This window comes from Mycolicibacterium xanthum, assembly GCF_019710635.1.
Lineage (GTDB): Bacteria > Actinomycetota > Actinomycetes > Mycobacteriales > Mycobacteriaceae > Mycobacterium > Mycobacterium xanthum.
On the sequence record NZ_JAIFZS010000037.1, the window covers coordinates 70,163 to 85,537 of the forward strand.

15 protein-coding genes are annotated in these 15,375 nt (G+C 68.9%); 6 read left to right on the plus strand and 9 right to left on the minus strand.

Going from position 1 to position 15,375, the window contains the following annotated elements; all coding sequences use genetic code 11:
* Positions 1-63 precede the first annotated feature (63 nt).
* Entirely contained in the window at positions 64-396 is a 333-nt protein-coding gene (locus JDV09_RS14635) for a 2Fe-2S iron-sulfur cluster-binding protein (protein ID WP_221369863.1), read from the plus strand.
* Here the strand turns inward: JDV09_RS14635 and JDV09_RS14640 are convergent.
* The 4 genes from JDV09_RS14640 to JDV09_RS14655 all read right to left on the minus strand — a co-directional run bounded on the left by JDV09_RS14640 (position 384) and on the right by JDV09_RS14655 (position 4,525).
* Complete coding sequence (locus JDV09_RS14640; RefSeq protein ID WP_221369864.1) at positions 384-1,457, minus strand: CaiB/BaiF CoA transferase family protein; 1,074 nt, start codon at positions 1,455-1,457, stop codon at positions 384-386. The genes JDV09_RS14635 and JDV09_RS14640 overlap by 13 nt on opposite strands.
* Positions 1,454-2,410, minus strand: a complete 957-nt coding sequence (locus tag JDV09_RS14645) for an LLM class F420-dependent oxidoreductase (protein ID WP_221369865.1) — start codon at positions 2,408-2,410, stop codon at positions 1,454-1,456. Before JDV09_RS14645 ends, JDV09_RS14640 begins: the two co-directional genes overlap by 4 nt.
* Before the next feature lie 88 nt (positions 2,411-2,498).
* Positions 2,499-2,894: a cobalamin B12-binding domain-containing protein gene (locus JDV09_RS14650; RefSeq protein ID WP_221369866.1), complete on the minus strand. Its 396-nt coding sequence runs from the start codon at positions 2,892-2,894 to the stop codon at positions 2,499-2,501.
* A 53-nt stretch (positions 2,895-2,947) separates the two neighbouring features.
* Positions 2,948-4,525: a methylmalonyl-CoA mutase family protein gene (locus tag JDV09_RS14655; RefSeq protein ID WP_221369867.1), complete on the minus strand. Its 1,578-nt coding sequence runs from the start codon at positions 4,523-4,525 to the stop codon at positions 2,948-2,950.
* 174 nt (positions 4,526-4,699) lie between these two features.
* Here JDV09_RS14655 and JDV09_RS14660 point away from each other — a divergent pair, with 174 nt between their 5' ends.
* From JDV09_RS14660 to JDV09_RS14675, 4 genes are read left to right on the plus strand one after another with little or no spacing between them, the layout of a single operon-like run.
* Positions 4,700-5,551 (plus strand): SDR family oxidoreductase, encoded by an 852-nt coding sequence (locus JDV09_RS14660; protein WP_255605377.1) that lies wholly within the window; start codon positions 4,700-4,702, stop codon positions 5,549-5,551.
* Complete coding sequence (locus JDV09_RS14665; protein ID WP_221369868.1) at positions 5,548-7,047, plus strand: class I adenylate-forming enzyme family protein; 1,500 nt, start codon at positions 5,548-5,550, stop codon at positions 7,045-7,047. The genes JDV09_RS14660 and JDV09_RS14665 overlap by 4 nt, the downstream gene beginning before the upstream one ends.
* Positions 7,044-7,355, plus strand: a complete 312-nt coding sequence (locus JDV09_RS14670; RefSeq protein WP_221369869.1) for a hypothetical protein — start codon at positions 7,044-7,046, stop codon at positions 7,353-7,355. The genes JDV09_RS14665 and JDV09_RS14670 overlap by 4 nt, the downstream gene beginning before the upstream one ends.
* Before the next feature lie 12 nt (positions 7,356-7,367).
* Positions 7,368-8,849 (plus strand): adenylate/guanylate cyclase domain-containing protein, encoded by a 1,482-nt coding sequence (locus tag JDV09_RS14675; RefSeq protein ID WP_221369870.1) that lies wholly within the window; start codon positions 7,368-7,370, stop codon positions 8,847-8,849.
* Here JDV09_RS14675 and JDV09_RS14680 read toward each other — a convergent pair whose 3' ends face one another.
* From JDV09_RS14680 to JDV09_RS14690, 3 genes are read right to left on the minus strand one after another with little or no spacing between them, the layout of a single operon-like run.
* A complete protein-coding gene (locus tag JDV09_RS14680; RefSeq protein ID WP_221369871.1) occupies positions 8,850-9,665 on the minus strand; it encodes an SDR family NAD(P)-dependent oxidoreductase in 816 nt (271 codons plus the stop codon). It abuts the gene before it with no gap.
* Entirely contained in the window at positions 9,662-10,069 is a 408-nt protein-coding gene (locus JDV09_RS14685) for a nuclear transport factor 2 family protein (RefSeq protein ID WP_221369872.1), read from the minus strand. The genes JDV09_RS14680 and JDV09_RS14685 overlap by 4 nt, the downstream gene beginning before the upstream one ends.
* The gene (locus tag JDV09_RS14690; protein WP_221369873.1) at positions 10,066-11,139 is read right to left on the minus strand and encodes a zinc-binding dehydrogenase; all 1,074 of its coding nucleotides are present in this window, start codon (positions 11,137-11,139) and stop codon (positions 10,066-10,068) included. The genes JDV09_RS14685 and JDV09_RS14690 overlap by 4 nt, the downstream gene beginning before the upstream one ends.
* Before the next feature lie 102 nt (positions 11,140-11,241).
* Between JDV09_RS14690 and JDV09_RS14695 the strand changes: the two genes are divergently transcribed.
* Entirely contained in the window at positions 11,242-12,159 is a 918-nt protein-coding gene (locus JDV09_RS14695) for a helix-turn-helix domain-containing protein (protein ID WP_255605378.1), read from the plus strand.
* Here JDV09_RS14695 and JDV09_RS14700 read toward each other — a convergent pair.
* Both JDV09_RS14700 and JDV09_RS14705 read right to left on the minus strand, forming a co-directional pair.
* A complete protein-coding gene (locus JDV09_RS14700; RefSeq protein ID WP_221369874.1) occupies positions 12,122-14,350 on the minus strand; it encodes an acyl-CoA dehydrogenase family protein in 2,229 nt (742 codons plus the stop codon). The two genes, JDV09_RS14695 and JDV09_RS14700, sit on opposite strands and share 38 nt — an antisense overlap.
* Positions 14,347-15,369 (minus strand): NAD-dependent epimerase/dehydratase family protein, encoded by a 1,023-nt coding sequence (locus JDV09_RS14705; protein ID WP_221369875.1) that lies wholly within the window; start codon positions 15,367-15,369, stop codon positions 14,347-14,349. The genes JDV09_RS14700 and JDV09_RS14705 overlap by 4 nt, the downstream gene beginning before the upstream one ends.
* Between the last annotated feature and the right edge of the window lie 6 nt (positions 15,370-15,375).

Sequence of the window (15,375 nt, forward strand, 5' to 3'; positions counted from 1 at the left end):
ACCGTTTGTCAGCGAGAATAGTATTCTCCTATTATCAGAATGACAATGTCGAGAGAGGGTTGTATGGCCGCCCCACACACTCCGGGATCGGGGTCTGTAGTGACAGAGACGACCGACGCGCAGGGTGAAATCACCATCGAGTTGGACGGCAAGACCGCGACGGTGGCGCCCCAGCCGGGCGAAACCCTGCTGGAATGCGCGCGGCGCGCGGGAATGGCGCCACCGTTCTCCTGCGAGGCGGGCAACTGCGGCACCTGCATGGCCCTGCTCAGGGAGGGCACCGCCACGATGCGGGCCAACGACGCGCTGACCGAGGACGAGGTCGCCGAAGGATACGTGCTCACCTGCCAGGCCGTCCCGGACACACCCAACGTCACGGTGACCTACGACGAGTGAGCGACCGGGGCGGCGCTGGCCGCCCCGTGCTCGTCGAGCCGCGGCGCGGCCCGGTAGCTGGGCTGGTAGCCCGCGATGTGGATTGGACTGCCCACCAGTTTGAAATCCCCGGCCGTGACCACGACCTCCGGCGTGGCGGCCAGCGCCTCCGGCAGGCTGCGCACCGCCGCCGCCGGAATGCCCAACCGCCGCAACCTGTCCTCCCAGCCGGCCGCGGTGTCGGCCGACAGTGCCGCACTGACCACGGAAAGCACCTCGTCGCGGCGCGCGGCGCGCTCTGCCATCGTCGGGAACCCCTCGATGCCGGCCTCTGCGGCGAATGCCGCCCAGAAGCCGTCATGGGTGATGAACAGCGCGAGATAGCCGTCGGCCGTCGAGAACAGCTGCGCCGGAACGTAGTACGAGTGCGCCCCGAACGGGTACCGCTGCGGTTGCACCCCGTCGTTGAGATAGGCGGCCGCGCGGTAGTTCAACTGGGAGAGCATCACGTCCCGCAACGAAACGTCGACCTGTCCCCCTCGGCCCGAGATGATCTGGGCCAGCAGCCCCAACGCCGCGGTGAGGCCGGTGGAGTTGTCCGCCGACGAGTACCCCGGCAGCGTCGGCGGCCCCTCCGGATCACCGGTCATCGCGGCCACCCCGGTGGCGGCCTGGATCACGTAGTCGAACGCCGGGTCGTCGCCGCCGTCGAGGCCGAAGCCGGTCATCGCGACACAGACGATGCCCTCGTTGAACTCGCGCAGCGACTCGTAGGTCAGGCCGAGGCGCTTGATCGCGGACGGCTTCATGTTCACCAGCAGCGCATGGGATTCGGCGACCAGTTCACCCAACCGCTGCCGGCCCTCGGCCGACCGCAGATCCAGACAAACGCTCTGCTTGTTGCGGTTCAGGCTGGCGAAGTAGCTGTCGCTGACCTGCCGGGAGATCTCCCCACCGGGCGGCTCGATCTTGATCACCTCGGCGCCGAGATCAGCCAGCAGCATCGTGGCGTACGGCCCGGCCAGCATCACCCCGACCTCGAGGATCCGGATGCCCGCCAGGGGACCTGCCGGTGCGCTCACCGCACGGCCTTGGCAAGCTCGGCGATCACCTCGCGGGTGCGATACTTCGACGCCACCAGTTCATCGCGGGTCTCCCCGATCGGCAACAGCCGCACCGAGAGATCGGTCACACCGGCATCGGCGAACTGCTTGAAGCGGGCCAGGATTGAGTCTTCGTCACCGGCTGCGCAGAGATCGCCGACGTTGCGGGCCTCGCCGCGATCGAGAAGCCGCTGGTAGTTCGGCGACGTCTCGGCCTCTGCCAAGATGCGATTGGCCCGCTCCTTGGCCGCGTCGATCTCGGAGTTCGCACACAGGCACACCGGAATCCCGGCCACGATGCGAGGCGCGGGGCGGCCCGCGTCGGCGGCGGCCTTGTTGATCTTCGGCGCGATGTGGTCGCCGATCGCCTTCTCGTCGGCCATCCACAACACGGTGCCGTCGGCGAGTTCACCGGCGATCTGCAACATGACCGGACCCAGTGCGGCGATCAGCACCGGCATCGGGGTCTGGGCGCCCAGTGCGGTCGGGTTGTGCACGGTGAAGGTGTCGTTCTCCACGTCGACCGGCCCGGGGCCGGCGATCGCGGCGTTGAGCACCTCGAGGTAGTCACGGGTGTAGGCGGCCGGTTTGTCGTACGGCAGGCCCAGCATGTCCCGGACGATCCAGTGGTGCGACGGGCCCACCCCCAGCGCCAGCCGTCCGGCCGACATGGCGTGGACCGAAAGCGCCTGGCGGGCAAGCGCGATGGGGTGCTGGGCCTGCAACGGCACGACCGCGGTGCCCAATTCGATCCTGGAGGTGTGCGCGGCCATCAGCGCCACCATCGTCAGGCAGTCGAAATCGTCGGGCACCTGGGGCATCCAGGCCGTGTCCAGGCCCGCCTCCTCGGCCCACTCGATGTCGGCGACCAGCTTGTTGACCTTGCGCGCCATGTCGCCACGCTCGGCACCGATCATCACGCCAAGACGCATGTCCACTCCCCTTTGTTCATCGAGCGTGCATTCACTGCGAGAAACCGGCCATGATCTCGCGCTGAGTGCACGCTCGGCGAACGACGCCTCACTCTGCCGCCTTGGTCAGCTCACGCACATCACGAACCAGATCATCCAATGAGGTCCCGGTCGGGAACACCGCCGCCGCACCGGCGTCGAGCAGTTTCTGCACGTCGCCCTGTGGGATGGTGCCACCCACGACGACGGCGATGTCGCCGGCGCCGGCGGCGCGCAGCGCGTCGACGGTGCGCGCCGTCAGCGCGACGTGCGCGCCGGACAGTATCGAAAGACCCACCAAAGCAACGTCTTCCTGCAGCGCAATCGACACGATGTCCTCGATGCGCTGGCGGATCCCGGTGTAGATGACCTCGAAGCCGGCATCGCGTAGCGTGCGCGCGACGATCTTGGCACCCCGGTCGTGCCCGTCCAGCCCGGGTTTGGCGACCAGTACCCGAACACTCACTGTTTTGCTCCTCGCGTCCGCGGCAACTGTTCTGCTCCTGGTATCCGCGGCACCTAGAACACCACCGGCTGCTGGAACTCGCCCCACACCGACTTCAGCGTGGAGACCATCTCGCCGACGGTGCAGTACGCGTTGGCGCAGTCGATCAGCTTGTGCATCAGGTTGTCGTCGCCTTCCGCGGCGCGCGCCAACTCGGCCAGGGCGGCCTTGACCGCCGTGTCGTCGCGTTCGGCCTTCACCTTCGACAGCCGCTTGAGCTGCAGATCGCGCCCCTCGGCATCGAGCTCGTAGGTGGCGATCTCCGGCGGGGGTTCATCGGTGACGAACCTGTTGACGCCGACCACCGGCCGCTCGCCTGACTCGACCTCCCGGTGGATCTTGAACGCCTCGTCGGCGATCAGGCCCTGTAGGTAGCCGTCCTCGATACAGCGCACCATGCCGCCGTGGTTCTCGAGATCGTGCATGATCTCGATGATCTTCTCCTCGGTGGCGTCGGTGAGCGCCTCGACGAAGTAGGAGCCGCCCAGCGGATCGGCCACCTTCGTCACGCCGGTCTCGTAGGCCAGGATCTGCTGGGTGCGCAGCGCCAACGTCGCCGACTCCTCACTGGGCAGCGCGAACGGTTCATCCCAGGCCGCGGTGAACATCGACTGCACCCCACCCAGGACGGCGGCCATCGACTCGTAGGCGACGCGCACCAGGTTGTTCTGCGCCTGCGGCGCGTACAGCGACGCACCGCCGGCCACGCAGCCGAACCGGAACATCGACGCCTTGTCGGTGGTCGCACCGTAACGCTCGCGCACGATGGTGGCCCAGCGCCGCCGTCCCGCCCGGTACTTCGCGATCTCCTCGAAGAAGTCGCCATGGGTGTAGAAGAAGAACGAGATCTGGGGTGCGAACTTGTCGATCGTCATCCGGCCCCGCTCGACCACGGTGTCGCAGTAGGTGACGCCGTCGGCGAGGGTGAACGCCATCTCCTGCACCGCGTTGGCCCCGGCGTCGCGGAAGTGCGCACCCGCCACCGAGATCGCGTTGAACCTGGGCACCTCGGCCGCGCAGAACTCGATCGTGTCCGCGATCAGGCGCAGCGAGGGCTCCGGCGGCCAGATCCACGTCCCGCGGGAGGCGTACTCCTTGAGGATGTCGTTCTGGATGGTGCCGGTCAGCTTCTCCCTCGGCACCCCCTTCTTCTCGGCGGCCGCGACGTAGAACGCCAGCAGGATCGCCGCGGTGCCGTTGATCGTGAAGCTGGTGCTGATCTTGTCCAGCGGGATGCCGTCGAACAGGATCTCGGCGTCGGCCAGTGTGTCGACCGCCACACCGACGCGGCCGACCTCCTCGCCGTACTCGGGGTCGTCGGAGTCGTACCCGCACTGCGTGGGTAGGTCCAGGGCCACCGACAAGCCGGTGCCGCCCTGGTCGAGCAGGTAACGGTAGCGCCGGTTGGACTCCTCGGCGGTCCCGAACCCGGAGTACTGCCGAAACGTCCAGGTCTTGCCCCGGTAGCCGGATGCGAAGTTGCCGCGCGTGAACGGGAAGGTCCCCGGAGCAGGCGGATCGGCGGCGCGGTCGGCCGGTCCGTACACGGGTTCCAGCGGAATTCCCGACGGGGTCTGTACTGGCTCGGTCATCACCGGATAACGTACTTGCAAAAAATGAGAATGCCAATACCGCTTCGGGGAAAGCCGCACGCAGCAGTGGGTGCCGAGGCTGTCCGGGCCTGGCCGAAACCCCGGTACACAGCGATTATGGGATTCGCCTAAAATGAGAACGCCACTATCTGGCGCCGCAGCGAGGAGGCTCCGTTGTCCGAAAAACTCACCGATCCAGGCGAGGCGCAGTTCACCGACCGCACCATGGTGGTGTCGGGCGGCAGCCGCGGGATCGGCCTTGCCATCGCACTCGGCGCCGCCCGTCGCGGCGCCAACGTCGTGCTGCTGGCCAAAACGGCCGAGCCACACCCGAAACTGCCGGGCACCGTGCACACCGCGGTCGCCGAGATCGAGGCCGCCGGCGGTCGCGGGGTCGCGGTGGTCGGCGACGTCCGCAAGGAGGAGGACGTCGCACGCGCCGTCCACACCGCGGTCGAGCACTTCGGTGGCATCGACATCGTGGTCAACAACGCCAGCGCGATCGCCACGGAGCCCACCGAGGACCTGTCCGCCAAGAAGTTCGACCTGATGATGGACATCAACGTCCGTGGGACCTTCCTGCTCACCAAGGCCGCGCTGCCGCACCTGCGCAAGTCATCCTCCGCACAGGTGATGACCATCTCGCCGCCGCTGAACATGAACCCCTACTGGCTTGGCGCGCACCCGTCCTACACGCTCTCCAAGTACGGCATGACGCTGTTGAGCCTGGGCTGGGCCAGCGAGTACCGCGACGCCGGCATCGGGTTCAGCTGCCTCTGGCCGCAGACCTACATCGCCACGTCGGCGGTCGCCAACCTGGCCGACGGCGACGCGCTGGCCGCCGCGTCACGCAGCCCCGAGATCATGGCCGACGCCGCGGTGCAGATCCTGAGCAGGCCCTCCGCCGAGGTCAACGGCGAGTGCTTCATCGACGCCGACGTCCTCACCGCCGCCGGTGTCAACGACCTGTCCCCCTACGGCGGCGGCGACGACCCGCTGTGGGATATCTTCGTGGACAAGTCATGAGTATTTCGCTGCTGCTGGAGATGGCGCTGTCGGCCGACCCCGACAGGACCGCCGTGGTCTCCGACGACCTTCGGCTCACCACCGGGGAACTGAGCGCGATGGCCGACGGGGGCGCGGGCGTCATCGCGGCGTCCGGCGCCGCCCACGTGGCCTACGTGGGAACCGGCGGCGCGATGCTGCCGCTGCTGCTGTTCGCGTCGGCTCGCGCCGCGGTGCCGGTCACCCCGCTGAACTACCGGCTGTCGGCCGAGGGCCTGCGCGCGCTGCTCGACCGTCTCCCCGACCCGCTGGTCGTCGTCGACGAGGAGTACCGCGAGGCGGTCGGCGACGGATACCGGACCATGGGTTCGGAGGAGTTCCTGGCCGCGGCCCGCACCGCCGAACCGGCCGCGGAGTTCGCCGACCCGGACTCCGTGGCGGTGGTGCTGTTCACCTCCGGCACGACCTCGAAGCCCAAGGCCGTCGAACTGAGCCACGCCAACCTGACCAGCTACATCACGGGCACCGTCGAGTTCGCGTCCGCCGAGCCAGGCGACGCCGCACTCATCTGCGTGCCGCCGTACCACATCGCCGGCGTCAGCGCCGCGCTGTCGAACCTGTATGCCGGCCGGAAGATGGTGTACCTGACCTACTTCGACGCCGGGAAGTGGGTGCGCCTGGTAGCCGATGAGGGCGTCACCTCGGCCACGGTGGTCCCGACGATGCTCGACCGCATCGTGGCGGTGCTCGAAGCACAGGGCACCACGCTGCCGACGCTGCGCACGCTGGCCTACGGCGGTTCCAAGGTCGCGCTGCCGCTGGTGCGCAAGGCGCTGTCGCTGCTGCCCGGCGTCGGGTTCGTCAACGCCTACGGCCTGACCGAGACCAGCTCGACGATCGCCGTGCTGGGCCCCGAGGACCACCGCGCCGCGCTGGCCGCCACCGACGACGCGGCCGCCCGCCGGCTCGGCTCGGTCGGCCAGCCCGTTCCTGGGATCGAGGTCGAGATCCGCGCCGACGACGGCACCGTGCTGGGCCCGGGCGAGCCCGGTGAGCTGTTCGTGCGCGGCGAGCAGGTGTCGGGCAAGTACACCGACATCGGTTCGGTGCTCGACGAGCAGGGCTGGTTCCCGACCAAGGACGTGGCCTACCTCGACGGCGCCGGCTATCTGTTCATCGGCGGACGCTCCGATGACACGATCATCCGGGGCGGCGAGAACATCGCGCCCGCCGAGATCGAGGACGTCCTCGTCGAGCATCCGGACGTACGCGACTGCGCGGTGGTGGGTGCCGACGACGCCGAGTGGGGGCAGATCATCGTCGCGGTCGTCGTGCCGCAGCCGGGATCGGACCCCGATGTCGAGAACCTCCGCGCGCACGTCCGTGCCCACTTGCGCGGATCCCGCACGCCCGACCGGGTGGTGTTCCGCGATGAACTACCCACCAACGCGACGGGCAAGGTGCTGCGCCGCGAACTCGTCAACGAACTCAATGCTCAGTCGAAGGAGCCAGCATGATCAAGAACGGCACCCGCCTGCAGAGCCAGGTCTGCGACACCCAGGTGATCGTCGTGCGCAGTGCCGACAGCCTCGACGATCTGCGGGCCGGCGGTGCGCCGATGGTGCCGATCGGCTCGGAAGGCTCAGCCGTGGATTCCGGCCTGTCGATCGACGCGGCGCTCTCCGACGGCAACCTGATGGGTAAGCGCTACGTCGACGACGGCGGAGCCGAGGTGCTCGTCACCAAGGCCGGCGCGGGCACCCTGTCGATCGGGTCGACCCCGTTGGCGCTCAAGGAAGCCAAGCCGCTGCCCGCCAGCGACTGATACCGTCGGCGAGTGAGGCCACACCGCCTGCTGTTCAGGTATGCCGGCGGCCTCACCACGGCCTACCTGTTCACGCTAGCCGAGGTGGTCGCGATCGTGCTGGCGCTGGTCGGCCCCTCCGCCATCACCACCGGTAGCGTCATCGCGCTCTCGCTCGTCGGAGCACTCGGCACCAGCACCGTCGCCGGGGGCGCGGTGGCGCTCATCAGGCCGTCGCTGCGCTGGCTGGCCGCCGGTGCGACGCCGACACCCAGACAGGTGCGCGCCGCGGCGAACATGATGCGATGGCAGAGCGTGATCACCGTCGCGCCGTGGTTGATCACCTCCGCGGTGATCGGGCCGCTCACCTTCGACTCTAGCATCGAAGCTTTCGTGGTCATCATCTCGGCGCTGCTGTTCGGCGCGATCGCCACGGTGTCCACCGGCTTCCTGCTCACGTTGCGCACGCTGCGACCGCTGTTGGCGGCCGTGCCGGTCGACGTGAAACGGCCACATGCGCCCGGAGTGCGGGCCCGGCTGCTGCTCATGTGGGTCGTGTGCACGGCGTTGCCGGGGTGCGCGATCGCCCTCCTGGTCGTCATGCGCAACAACAACTGGCTGCTCGACCAGAACACCTCGATCGAGCTCGCGCTCCTGGTACTGGCGATGGTGGCCGTCGTGCTCGGGTTTCGGGCCACGATGGTGCTGTCGATATCGATCTCAGATCCCCTCGAAGAGGTGGTCAACGCGATGGCCGCCGTCGAGAAGGGCCAGATCGACCAGTCCATCGACGTCTACGAGTGGTCCGAAATCGGGCAGCTGCAAAGCGGATTCAACCGGATGGTGGCGGGCCTGCGGGAACGAGACCGGTTGCGCGAGCTGTTCGGACGCCACGTCGGCGAGGAGGTCGCCCGCCGAGCCGTCACCGCGGACTCGTCGCTGTCCGGCGACGAACGCGATGTCGCGGTGCTGTTCATCGACCTGGTGGGTTTCACACGGCTGACCATCGACCACGAACCACATGAGGTGGCCGAGTGGCTCAACGACTTCTTCCGCATCGTGGTCGCCGAGGTGGACGCACGGCACGGCCTGGTGAACAAGTTCCAGGGTGACGCGGCGCTCGCGGTGTTCGGCGCTCCGCTGCGCATCGCCGATCCCCCCTCGGCCGCGCTCGCCACCGCTCGCACATTGGCCAACGAATTGCGCAGCCTTCCGGTCGATTTCGGTATCGGCGTTTCCGCCGGTCCGGTCTTCGCCGGCAATATCGGCGCCGAGAACCGATATGAGTACACCGTGGTCGGGGATGCCGTGAACGAGGCGGCGCGACTGGCCGATCGTGCCAAGGACTTCGGCGGCAGGGCGCTGTGCTCCGGCGCCGCGTTCGGCCTTGCCGAAGAGGCCGAACGCGCACAGTGGAAGCCCGAGGGGTGGGAAATGCTTCGAGGCCGCTCGGTGGTCACCGCGCTGTTCGTCCCCACCGGGTGCGGATCGGCTGAGGCGCACCCGATTCCTTGATCAGCCGGGGCCCATGGCTGTCTCGATGGCCTGTTTGATGAATCGGACGGCGTCGTTGCGCGACACCGACCCCATCATCTGGGCGGCCGCGCGCGTATTCTCCCCGACGATCCAGGTCGGGCCGTTGGCGAGATTGTCGAACGCCTCCCCGACCACCTCGGTGGCGGTGGCGGTGTCGGCGGGGCGCTCGTCCGGTGACGCGATCTGGCCGCGCGCGTGCTCAAGACGCCGCAGCGCGGGGGTGTCGGTCTTACCGAGGATCAGGCCCAACACGTCGACACCGCTGTCGTGCAGTTCGGCCCACAGCGCCTCGGCGAAGACCATGTCGAACGCCTTGGTCGCGCTGTAGGCCACCATGTTGGGGCCGCCGGCGAAACCCGCCCCCGACCCGAACAAGACGATGCCGCCGCGGCCGCGTGCCACCATTGCTGGCGCGAAATGGTGGCACAGGCGCATCGGGACGAGGCAGTTGCGCTGCACCATCTTCTCGGCGGACTCGATCGGTTGCGACAGGAACGGCCGAAATTCCGGGTCGGCGCCGGCGCAGTACACGACCATCCCGACGTCCAGGCCCGCGGTGTGTTCGGTGACGATGTCCACCGCGTCCGGCTCCGCCAGATCGACTGCCAGACAGCGCGTCCGGGCACCGGTGCGTTCCTCGATGCCGGCCGCCACCTCGCGCAGCACCTCGCCCCTCCGGGCCAGCAGCACCACGTTCACGCCGCGCTCGGCCAACCCCTCGGCGAACACCGCGCCCACCCCGTCGGACGCGCCGGCGACCAATGCCCACGGGCCGTACCTGTCGACGAAGCTCATGACGCGCTCACAGTCCGGACCAGGACGGTGGTGAACCGTCGCCGGCTGATCCGCCACCGCCCGTCGGCTCGAACCAGCTCGTCGTCGTAGAAACCAGCGGCGTTGACACCGGAGCTGTTGTCCTGGGCCATGATCAGCGCGTCAACGTAGGCGCGGGCCGTCGCCGTGTCGCCGTCGACCCTGACCGCCTGATTGGTGATCCGGTGCAGTGTGTGGCCCGCCATCTCGTGGGCGGCCACCATGAAGTCGACGACGGCGTCGACGCCCTGCCAGGACCCGATCTCGCCGTAATCCACGGTGCAGTCGCCGGTGAACACGGTGCGAAACAGCGGCCAGTCACGCCGGTCGATCCCGGTCGCGTAACGCACCTGGACATCACGGATTTCCTGCTGGTCGGCGGTCATGTGGCTGAACCTCCGTTGCCGGCCCCTGCGGGGGCCTGTGGGTGGACGACGATCCGGGGCGGGCCGTCGGACCTGCGAGCGAGTTCCATCGCGTCGGGGACCTCGTCGAGCGTGATGATCCTGCCCACGCTCGGCAAGGGGTCGAGGCGCCCGTCGGCGATCGCGTCGAGGGTTCCGTACCAGTCCTGGGGCATCGGACCGCCGCCGAATTGGATGGTCACCCCGGCGCGGGTCGCCGCAGTGATATCGAGCGTATCGCCGGTGTACCAGCCTCCGGCACAATAGATCCGGGTCGCCATGTCCGCCTCGTCGACGAGCCGTTGGATCAGCCCGGCGGCGCCGACACATTCGAACACCACCAGCGGCCCCCACCGGCCGCGCGCCGCACGCACCTCCCGCCAGACGTCGAACGGCGACCTCTCGCCTGGATCGACGGCGATGTGCGCGCCGAACCACTCGGCCAACCGGCGGCGTTCGGCGTTGTAGTCGGACACGATGATCGGCTCGACACCGCGGGCGGCGAGCGCGGCCACGGCCGACAGCCCGATTGCACCCGCCCCGACCACCAGGGGTATCTCGCCGGCCTGCAGGCCGGCCGACCGGACGTAGAACTCCCCGACGGCGAAGGCATCGACCAGTGCGGCAGCGTCATTGGGCACCTGATCGGCAACGGGAGTGGCGACGGCTTCGGCGATGACGACGAGCTCCGCGAAGCTGCCCTGGGCATCGGGGTGCTGGCCGATGATTCGGGTGCCATCGGCACCGCCGTTGACCAGGCGGATCGGAATGGAGGTAGCCCGGGTCCCGACCGCAAATCGGTCCGTACAACCCGGCCCGTGGCCGACAACCTCACCGACGAACTCGTGGCCCAGCACGATGTCTCGTTCCGGGTCGTAGAGCGAGCGTCCGGTGGGATCGTCGACTGCCATCTCGGGGTGATCCATGAAGTGCACATCGGAGGCGCAGATCGCGGTGCTCAGCGTCTTGAGAAGCAGCTCGCCATGGCCCGGTACCGGATCGGGGGTCTCCCCGACCTCCAGGCGCCCCTTCCTCAGCACAACGGCGCGCATCGTTGCACTCCTTGATGTTGTCGTGGCATATTCTCGAATATTCGATAGCTTTTCTCGATAGTTTGTCGTCACTATAGGAACGCCTCGAGGGAGGGTCAAGGGATGGCTGGCTCGGCACCGACCGCCCGGGTGGTCGACATCATCGAGCTGCTGGCCCGGCCCGGTCATCGGGATCTGCGCTTCTCGGACATCGTTTCCGAACTCGGTGCGACACAGGCCACCACCCACGCGATCCTGTCCACGCTGAGCGAACGCGGCTGGGTCGGCCGCGACCCGGCGACCAAGACGTACTCGCTCGGACCGGCGCTGGCCGCGGTCGGCCTGCGCGCCGAGAACGCCAACCCGCTGCTCGCCGCGGCCCGCACCGCCGCGCAGCGGCTACACACCGAAACCGGGTTCGCCACCTCGGTTCTCGAGCGGGTCGACGATTCGTTGATAGTCGCTGCACATGTCAGTGCCGACGACTCCACCCCCGCCCTCGGTCCAGGGGACCGCATCCCGTACGCGCCGCCGTTCGGTGTTGCGCTGGCCGCGTGGGATTCCCCGGCGGGGCGCGACATCTGGCTGCGGCGCGCGGCCGCCGATCCGGAGCTCCTGGCGCGGCTCGAGAACGTCCTGCAACGCACTCGCGACCGGGGCTTCGACGTCGACTGGACCACACCGGCGATGGCTCAAACAGCTGCCCTCGTGGTCACGCTGCAGCGGGACGGGGTTCCCGCTCAGATTGCCGGGATCATGGACCGGCTTCTGGTGGAATGCACCGCGGTCGGGTCATTGTCCGATGACGATCCCGCCAGGAGAGCACAGCCGGTTGCCACCATCGCCGCGCCGGTGATCGATGACCGGGGACGCGCATCACTGATCCTCGCCGTGCACCCGCTGCGCCGGCAGTCCGCCCGCCAGATCCAGGCGGTCGGTCGCCGGGTGCGGGCCGCCGCCGGAAGCCTCAGCGATCGGCCGACCGGTGACGCGGCAGGCGAAATCAACTACGGGGCAGTCCGAGGATCATCTGCGCGATGATGTTGAGCTGGATCTCCTTGGTGCCGCCGCCGATCAATTCGGCAGGCAGGTGGAAATACTGCTCGACCACCGGCAGCCGGCCCTCGGCAGTCGTTTCGACCATCGCCGCGGGCGCGGTGAGCTGCAGGGTGGCCTCGGAGATGCGGCGCAGCAGGACGTTCATCGCCACCTTGGCGATGCTCGACGCCGGGCCGGCAGCCTGCCCGTCGAGCAACCGGATGACCTCGCGCACCGCCAGCACCTTGATCGCATTGGCATAGGCGTCGACCCGACCCAGCTCGGTCAGCACCCTGTCGCCGTCGGGTCCGCCGTCGATGGCCAACCGCCGCAGGATGCCGGCCCGGTCGGAGTTGACGTAGCCGCTGATCGCGACCCGTTCCTGGGCCATGGTTGCGATCGCCAGGCTCCATCCGTCGGTGGGTTCGCCCATCAGCATCTCGTCGGGCACGAACACGTCGGTGAGGAACACCTCGTTGAAGTGTGCCTCGCCGTTGACCCAGCGGATCGGCTGCACGTCGATGCCCGCCGAGCGCATGTCCACGATGAAATAGCCGATGCCGCGATGTTTGGCGACGCCGGGATCGGTGCGGGCGAGCAGGGCACCGAAGTCGGCGTTGTGTGCCGAGGAGGTCCAGATCTTGTGCCCGTTGATCCGCCAGCCGCCGTCGACCCTGGTCGCCCTGCACGTCAACGACGCCAGGTCGGATCCGGCGCCGGGTTCGCTGAACAACTGGCACCAGACGAGTTCGCCGCGTTGCGTCGGCGGGATCAACCGCTGCTTCAGGTGTTCGGGCGCCGCAGAGATCAGCGTCGGCAGAATCCACTCGGCGATGCCGAGCGACGGCCGGACCAGGTCGGGGCGCTTGGCGAACTCCTCGTCGATGATGAGCTGCTGCAGCTGGGTGGCGCCCAGTCCCCACGGCGGGGGCCAGTGTGGCGCGATCAGGCCCGCCTCGGCGATGCGCGTGCGTTGCGGCCCGGTGGCGAGATTCGGATGGTCGCCCTGCCTGCCCGGCCCGTCGTTGTGCAACGTGCCCGCCTCGTCAAGCACGGCGGCCACCATCCGCCGGAACTCCGCGTCCAGATCGCCCAGCTTGACCGAGACGTCCCGGCTCTCGGTGCGGGTGAGCTCGCCCAGGGACCGTGCGAAGCGCTCGGCCGGGCCGATCGAGGCGGCCAGGCTGGTGGCCTTGCGCCAGTACAGGTGCAGATCGTGCTCCCAGGTGAAGCCGATCGCGCCGAACATGGTGAGGGCGTCGAGTACCAGTTCCGGTGCCGGACTCACCGCGATCAGCGCGGCACCCGCGGCCGCGATCCGGCTCTGGACAAGGTTTTCCGAGGTTGCCCGCACCGCGTCCCAGGCCGCCGATGTCGCCAGTTCGCTGTCCACCAGCAGTGTCGCCGCCCGGTGCTGCAGCGCCTGGAACGTACCGATCGGCCGGCCGAACTGCTCGCGGGTGCGCAGGTGCGCGGTCACCGCGTCGACGCACCAGCGGATGATTCCCGAGGTGGCGCTGGCGGTCAGCGCCACCGCCAGGCACCGGGCACGCTCGTCGTCGATTTCGGCAAGCACCGAATCCTGTTCGCAGACATAGTCGTCCAGGCGCAGCACACCGACGTCGACGGTCTTGTCGGTCCCGTCCAGCGCCTCCACCCCGGCCCCTGGGCGCGACGGGTCCAGCGCGAACCAGAGGGTCCGTTCCCCGGCACGCGCGGCCACCACCAGCACCCGCGCCGAGCAGGCCCCCAGGGCCGGGTCCGCGGTCCCGCTGACCGACCAGCCACCGGGGGTCGGGACGGCGTGCAGTGCGTCGCCGGGCGGGACGACCGCCGCCGGGGCACCCTCGGCGAGCCGGCTCAGCAGGCCGCCGGCCGCCGGGGAATCGGGTGCGAGCGACCCGACCGCCCCGGCGATCACGGTCGGCAGCAACGGCCCGGGCAGCAGGGCCGTAGCGGCGGCCTCGAGAACAGCGGCGCAGTCCATCAGGGTGCCACCCTGGCCCCCGACGCTCTCGGGCAGGTGTACCGCGTGAAAACCGTTGACGACGAACTCGTCCCACCACTGAGGCAGGTCGCCGGCGCCCAGCGCATCGAATGTCGCACGGGTCTTCTCGATCGGGGCGTGCCGGGCCGCGAACTGCGCGACCGCCTCGGCCAGTTGCTGCTGTTCCGGGTTGAGCCCCAGGGTCATTCGCTCTCCTGCACCGTTGTCACCACACCGCGGTCTGCGCCGGTGAAGAACCGGGCGGCCCGTTCGATCGCCTCCGAAATCGGTCGCGGCCGCCAGCCGAGTTCGCGCATCGCCTTGGTGTGATCGAGCGGCGTCATGATGTGCATCAGCCGGATGTTGAGCGGCGTGAGCATGGTGTCCCGGCCACGCACCCGGGCCACGGCGCTGCTCAGATACCCGGCGAGCGACATCGCGCGGATCGGGACACCCCACCGCGGCGGTGCGACACCGACGGCACGACAACCGATCTCGTGGACCTCGCGGGTGGGCATGAACCGCTCGGAGACGATGTAGCGTTCGCCGACCCGGCCCCGCTCGCCCGCCAGGATCAGCGCGAGCGCGGCGTCCTCGATGCCGACCACCTCGGCGTCGTAGCCGTCGATGAAGAACGGCAGCCTGCCCCGAACCGCGGCGGCCAGCATGCCGCCGTGCGGGGTGGGCAGGAAGTCGCCGGGGCCATAGGTGTTGGCCACGCACATGGCCACGCCGGGCAGGCCGCGGTCGGCGCAGTACCGCATGACCATCTCCTCGGCCGCCACCCGGGAACGGATGTAGTCGCCGCCGCGGTCGAGCCAGTTGTGGGCGGTGCCCTCGTCGGCGAGCCCGCCGTGCACCAGCCCTATCGTCCCGATCGAACTGGTGAACACGAAGCGGTACAGCTGTTGCGCGGCGGCGACGTCGAGAACGTTGCGCAGCCCGTCGACGTTGGTACGCCACATCGGGCGGGGGTCGCGAAGCCAGGGGCGGGCATCGACCACGCAGTAGTAGACGACGTCGCAGCCGGCCATTGCAGACCGCAGCGCGTCGGTGTCGAAGATGTCGCCGTAGCGGATGTCCACCGGCAGACCGTCGATGCCCCGGGTCGAGCTGGTGGTGCGGATCAGCACGCGCACATCGGGCTCACCCCGCTCGACGAGCTGCCGGGTGACATGCGACCCGAGAAAGCCGCTGGCGCCGATCACCAGCTTCGTTCCCGCCATTGCGCG

What these genes read in the sequence shown, in the direction of transcription:
- JDV09_RS14635 (WP_221369863.1), top strand. Translation starts at nt 64, where the DNA reads ATGGCCGCCCCACACACTCCGGGATCGGGGTCTGTAGTGACAGAGACG.
- JDV09_RS14645 (WP_221369865.1), bottom strand. Translation starts at nt 2,410, where the DNA reads ATGCGTCTTGGCGTGATGATCGGTGCCGAGCGTGGCGACATGGCGCGC.
- JDV09_RS14655 (WP_221369867.1), bottom strand. Translation starts at nt 4,525, where the DNA reads ATGACCGAGCCAGTACAGACCCCGTCGGGAATTCCGCTGGAACCCGTG.
- JDV09_RS14665 (WP_221369868.1), top strand. Translation starts at nt 5,548, where the DNA reads ATGAGTATTTCGCTGCTGCTGGAGATGGCGCTGTCGGCCGACCCCGAC.
- JDV09_RS14670 (WP_221369869.1), top strand. Translation starts at nt 7,044, where the DNA reads ATGATCAAGAACGGCACCCGCCTGCAGAGCCAGGTCTGCGACACCCAG.
- JDV09_RS14680 (WP_221369871.1), bottom strand. Translation starts at nt 9,665, where the DNA reads ATGAGCTTCGTCGACAGGTACGGCCCGTGGGCATTGGTCGCCGGCGCG.
- JDV09_RS14685 (WP_221369872.1), bottom strand. Translation starts at nt 10,069, where the DNA reads ATGACCGCCGACCAGCAGGAAATCCGTGATGTCCAGGTGCGTTACGCG.
- JDV09_RS14690 (WP_221369873.1), bottom strand. Translation starts at nt 11,139, where the DNA reads ATGCGCGCCGTTGTGCTGAGGAAGGGGCGCCTGGAGGTCGGGGAGACC.
- JDV09_RS14695 (WP_255605378.1), top strand. Translation starts at nt 11,242, where the DNA reads ATGGCTGGCTCGGCACCGACCGCCCGGGTGGTCGACATCATCGAGCTG.
- JDV09_RS14700 (WP_221369874.1), bottom strand. Translation starts at nt 14,350, where the DNA reads ATGACCCTGGGGCTCAACCCGGAACAGCAGCAACTGGCCGAGGCGGTC.
- JDV09_RS14705 (WP_221369875.1), bottom strand. Translation starts at nt 15,369, where the DNA reads ATGGCGGGAACGAAGCTGGTGATCGGCGCCAGCGGCTTTCTCGGGTCG.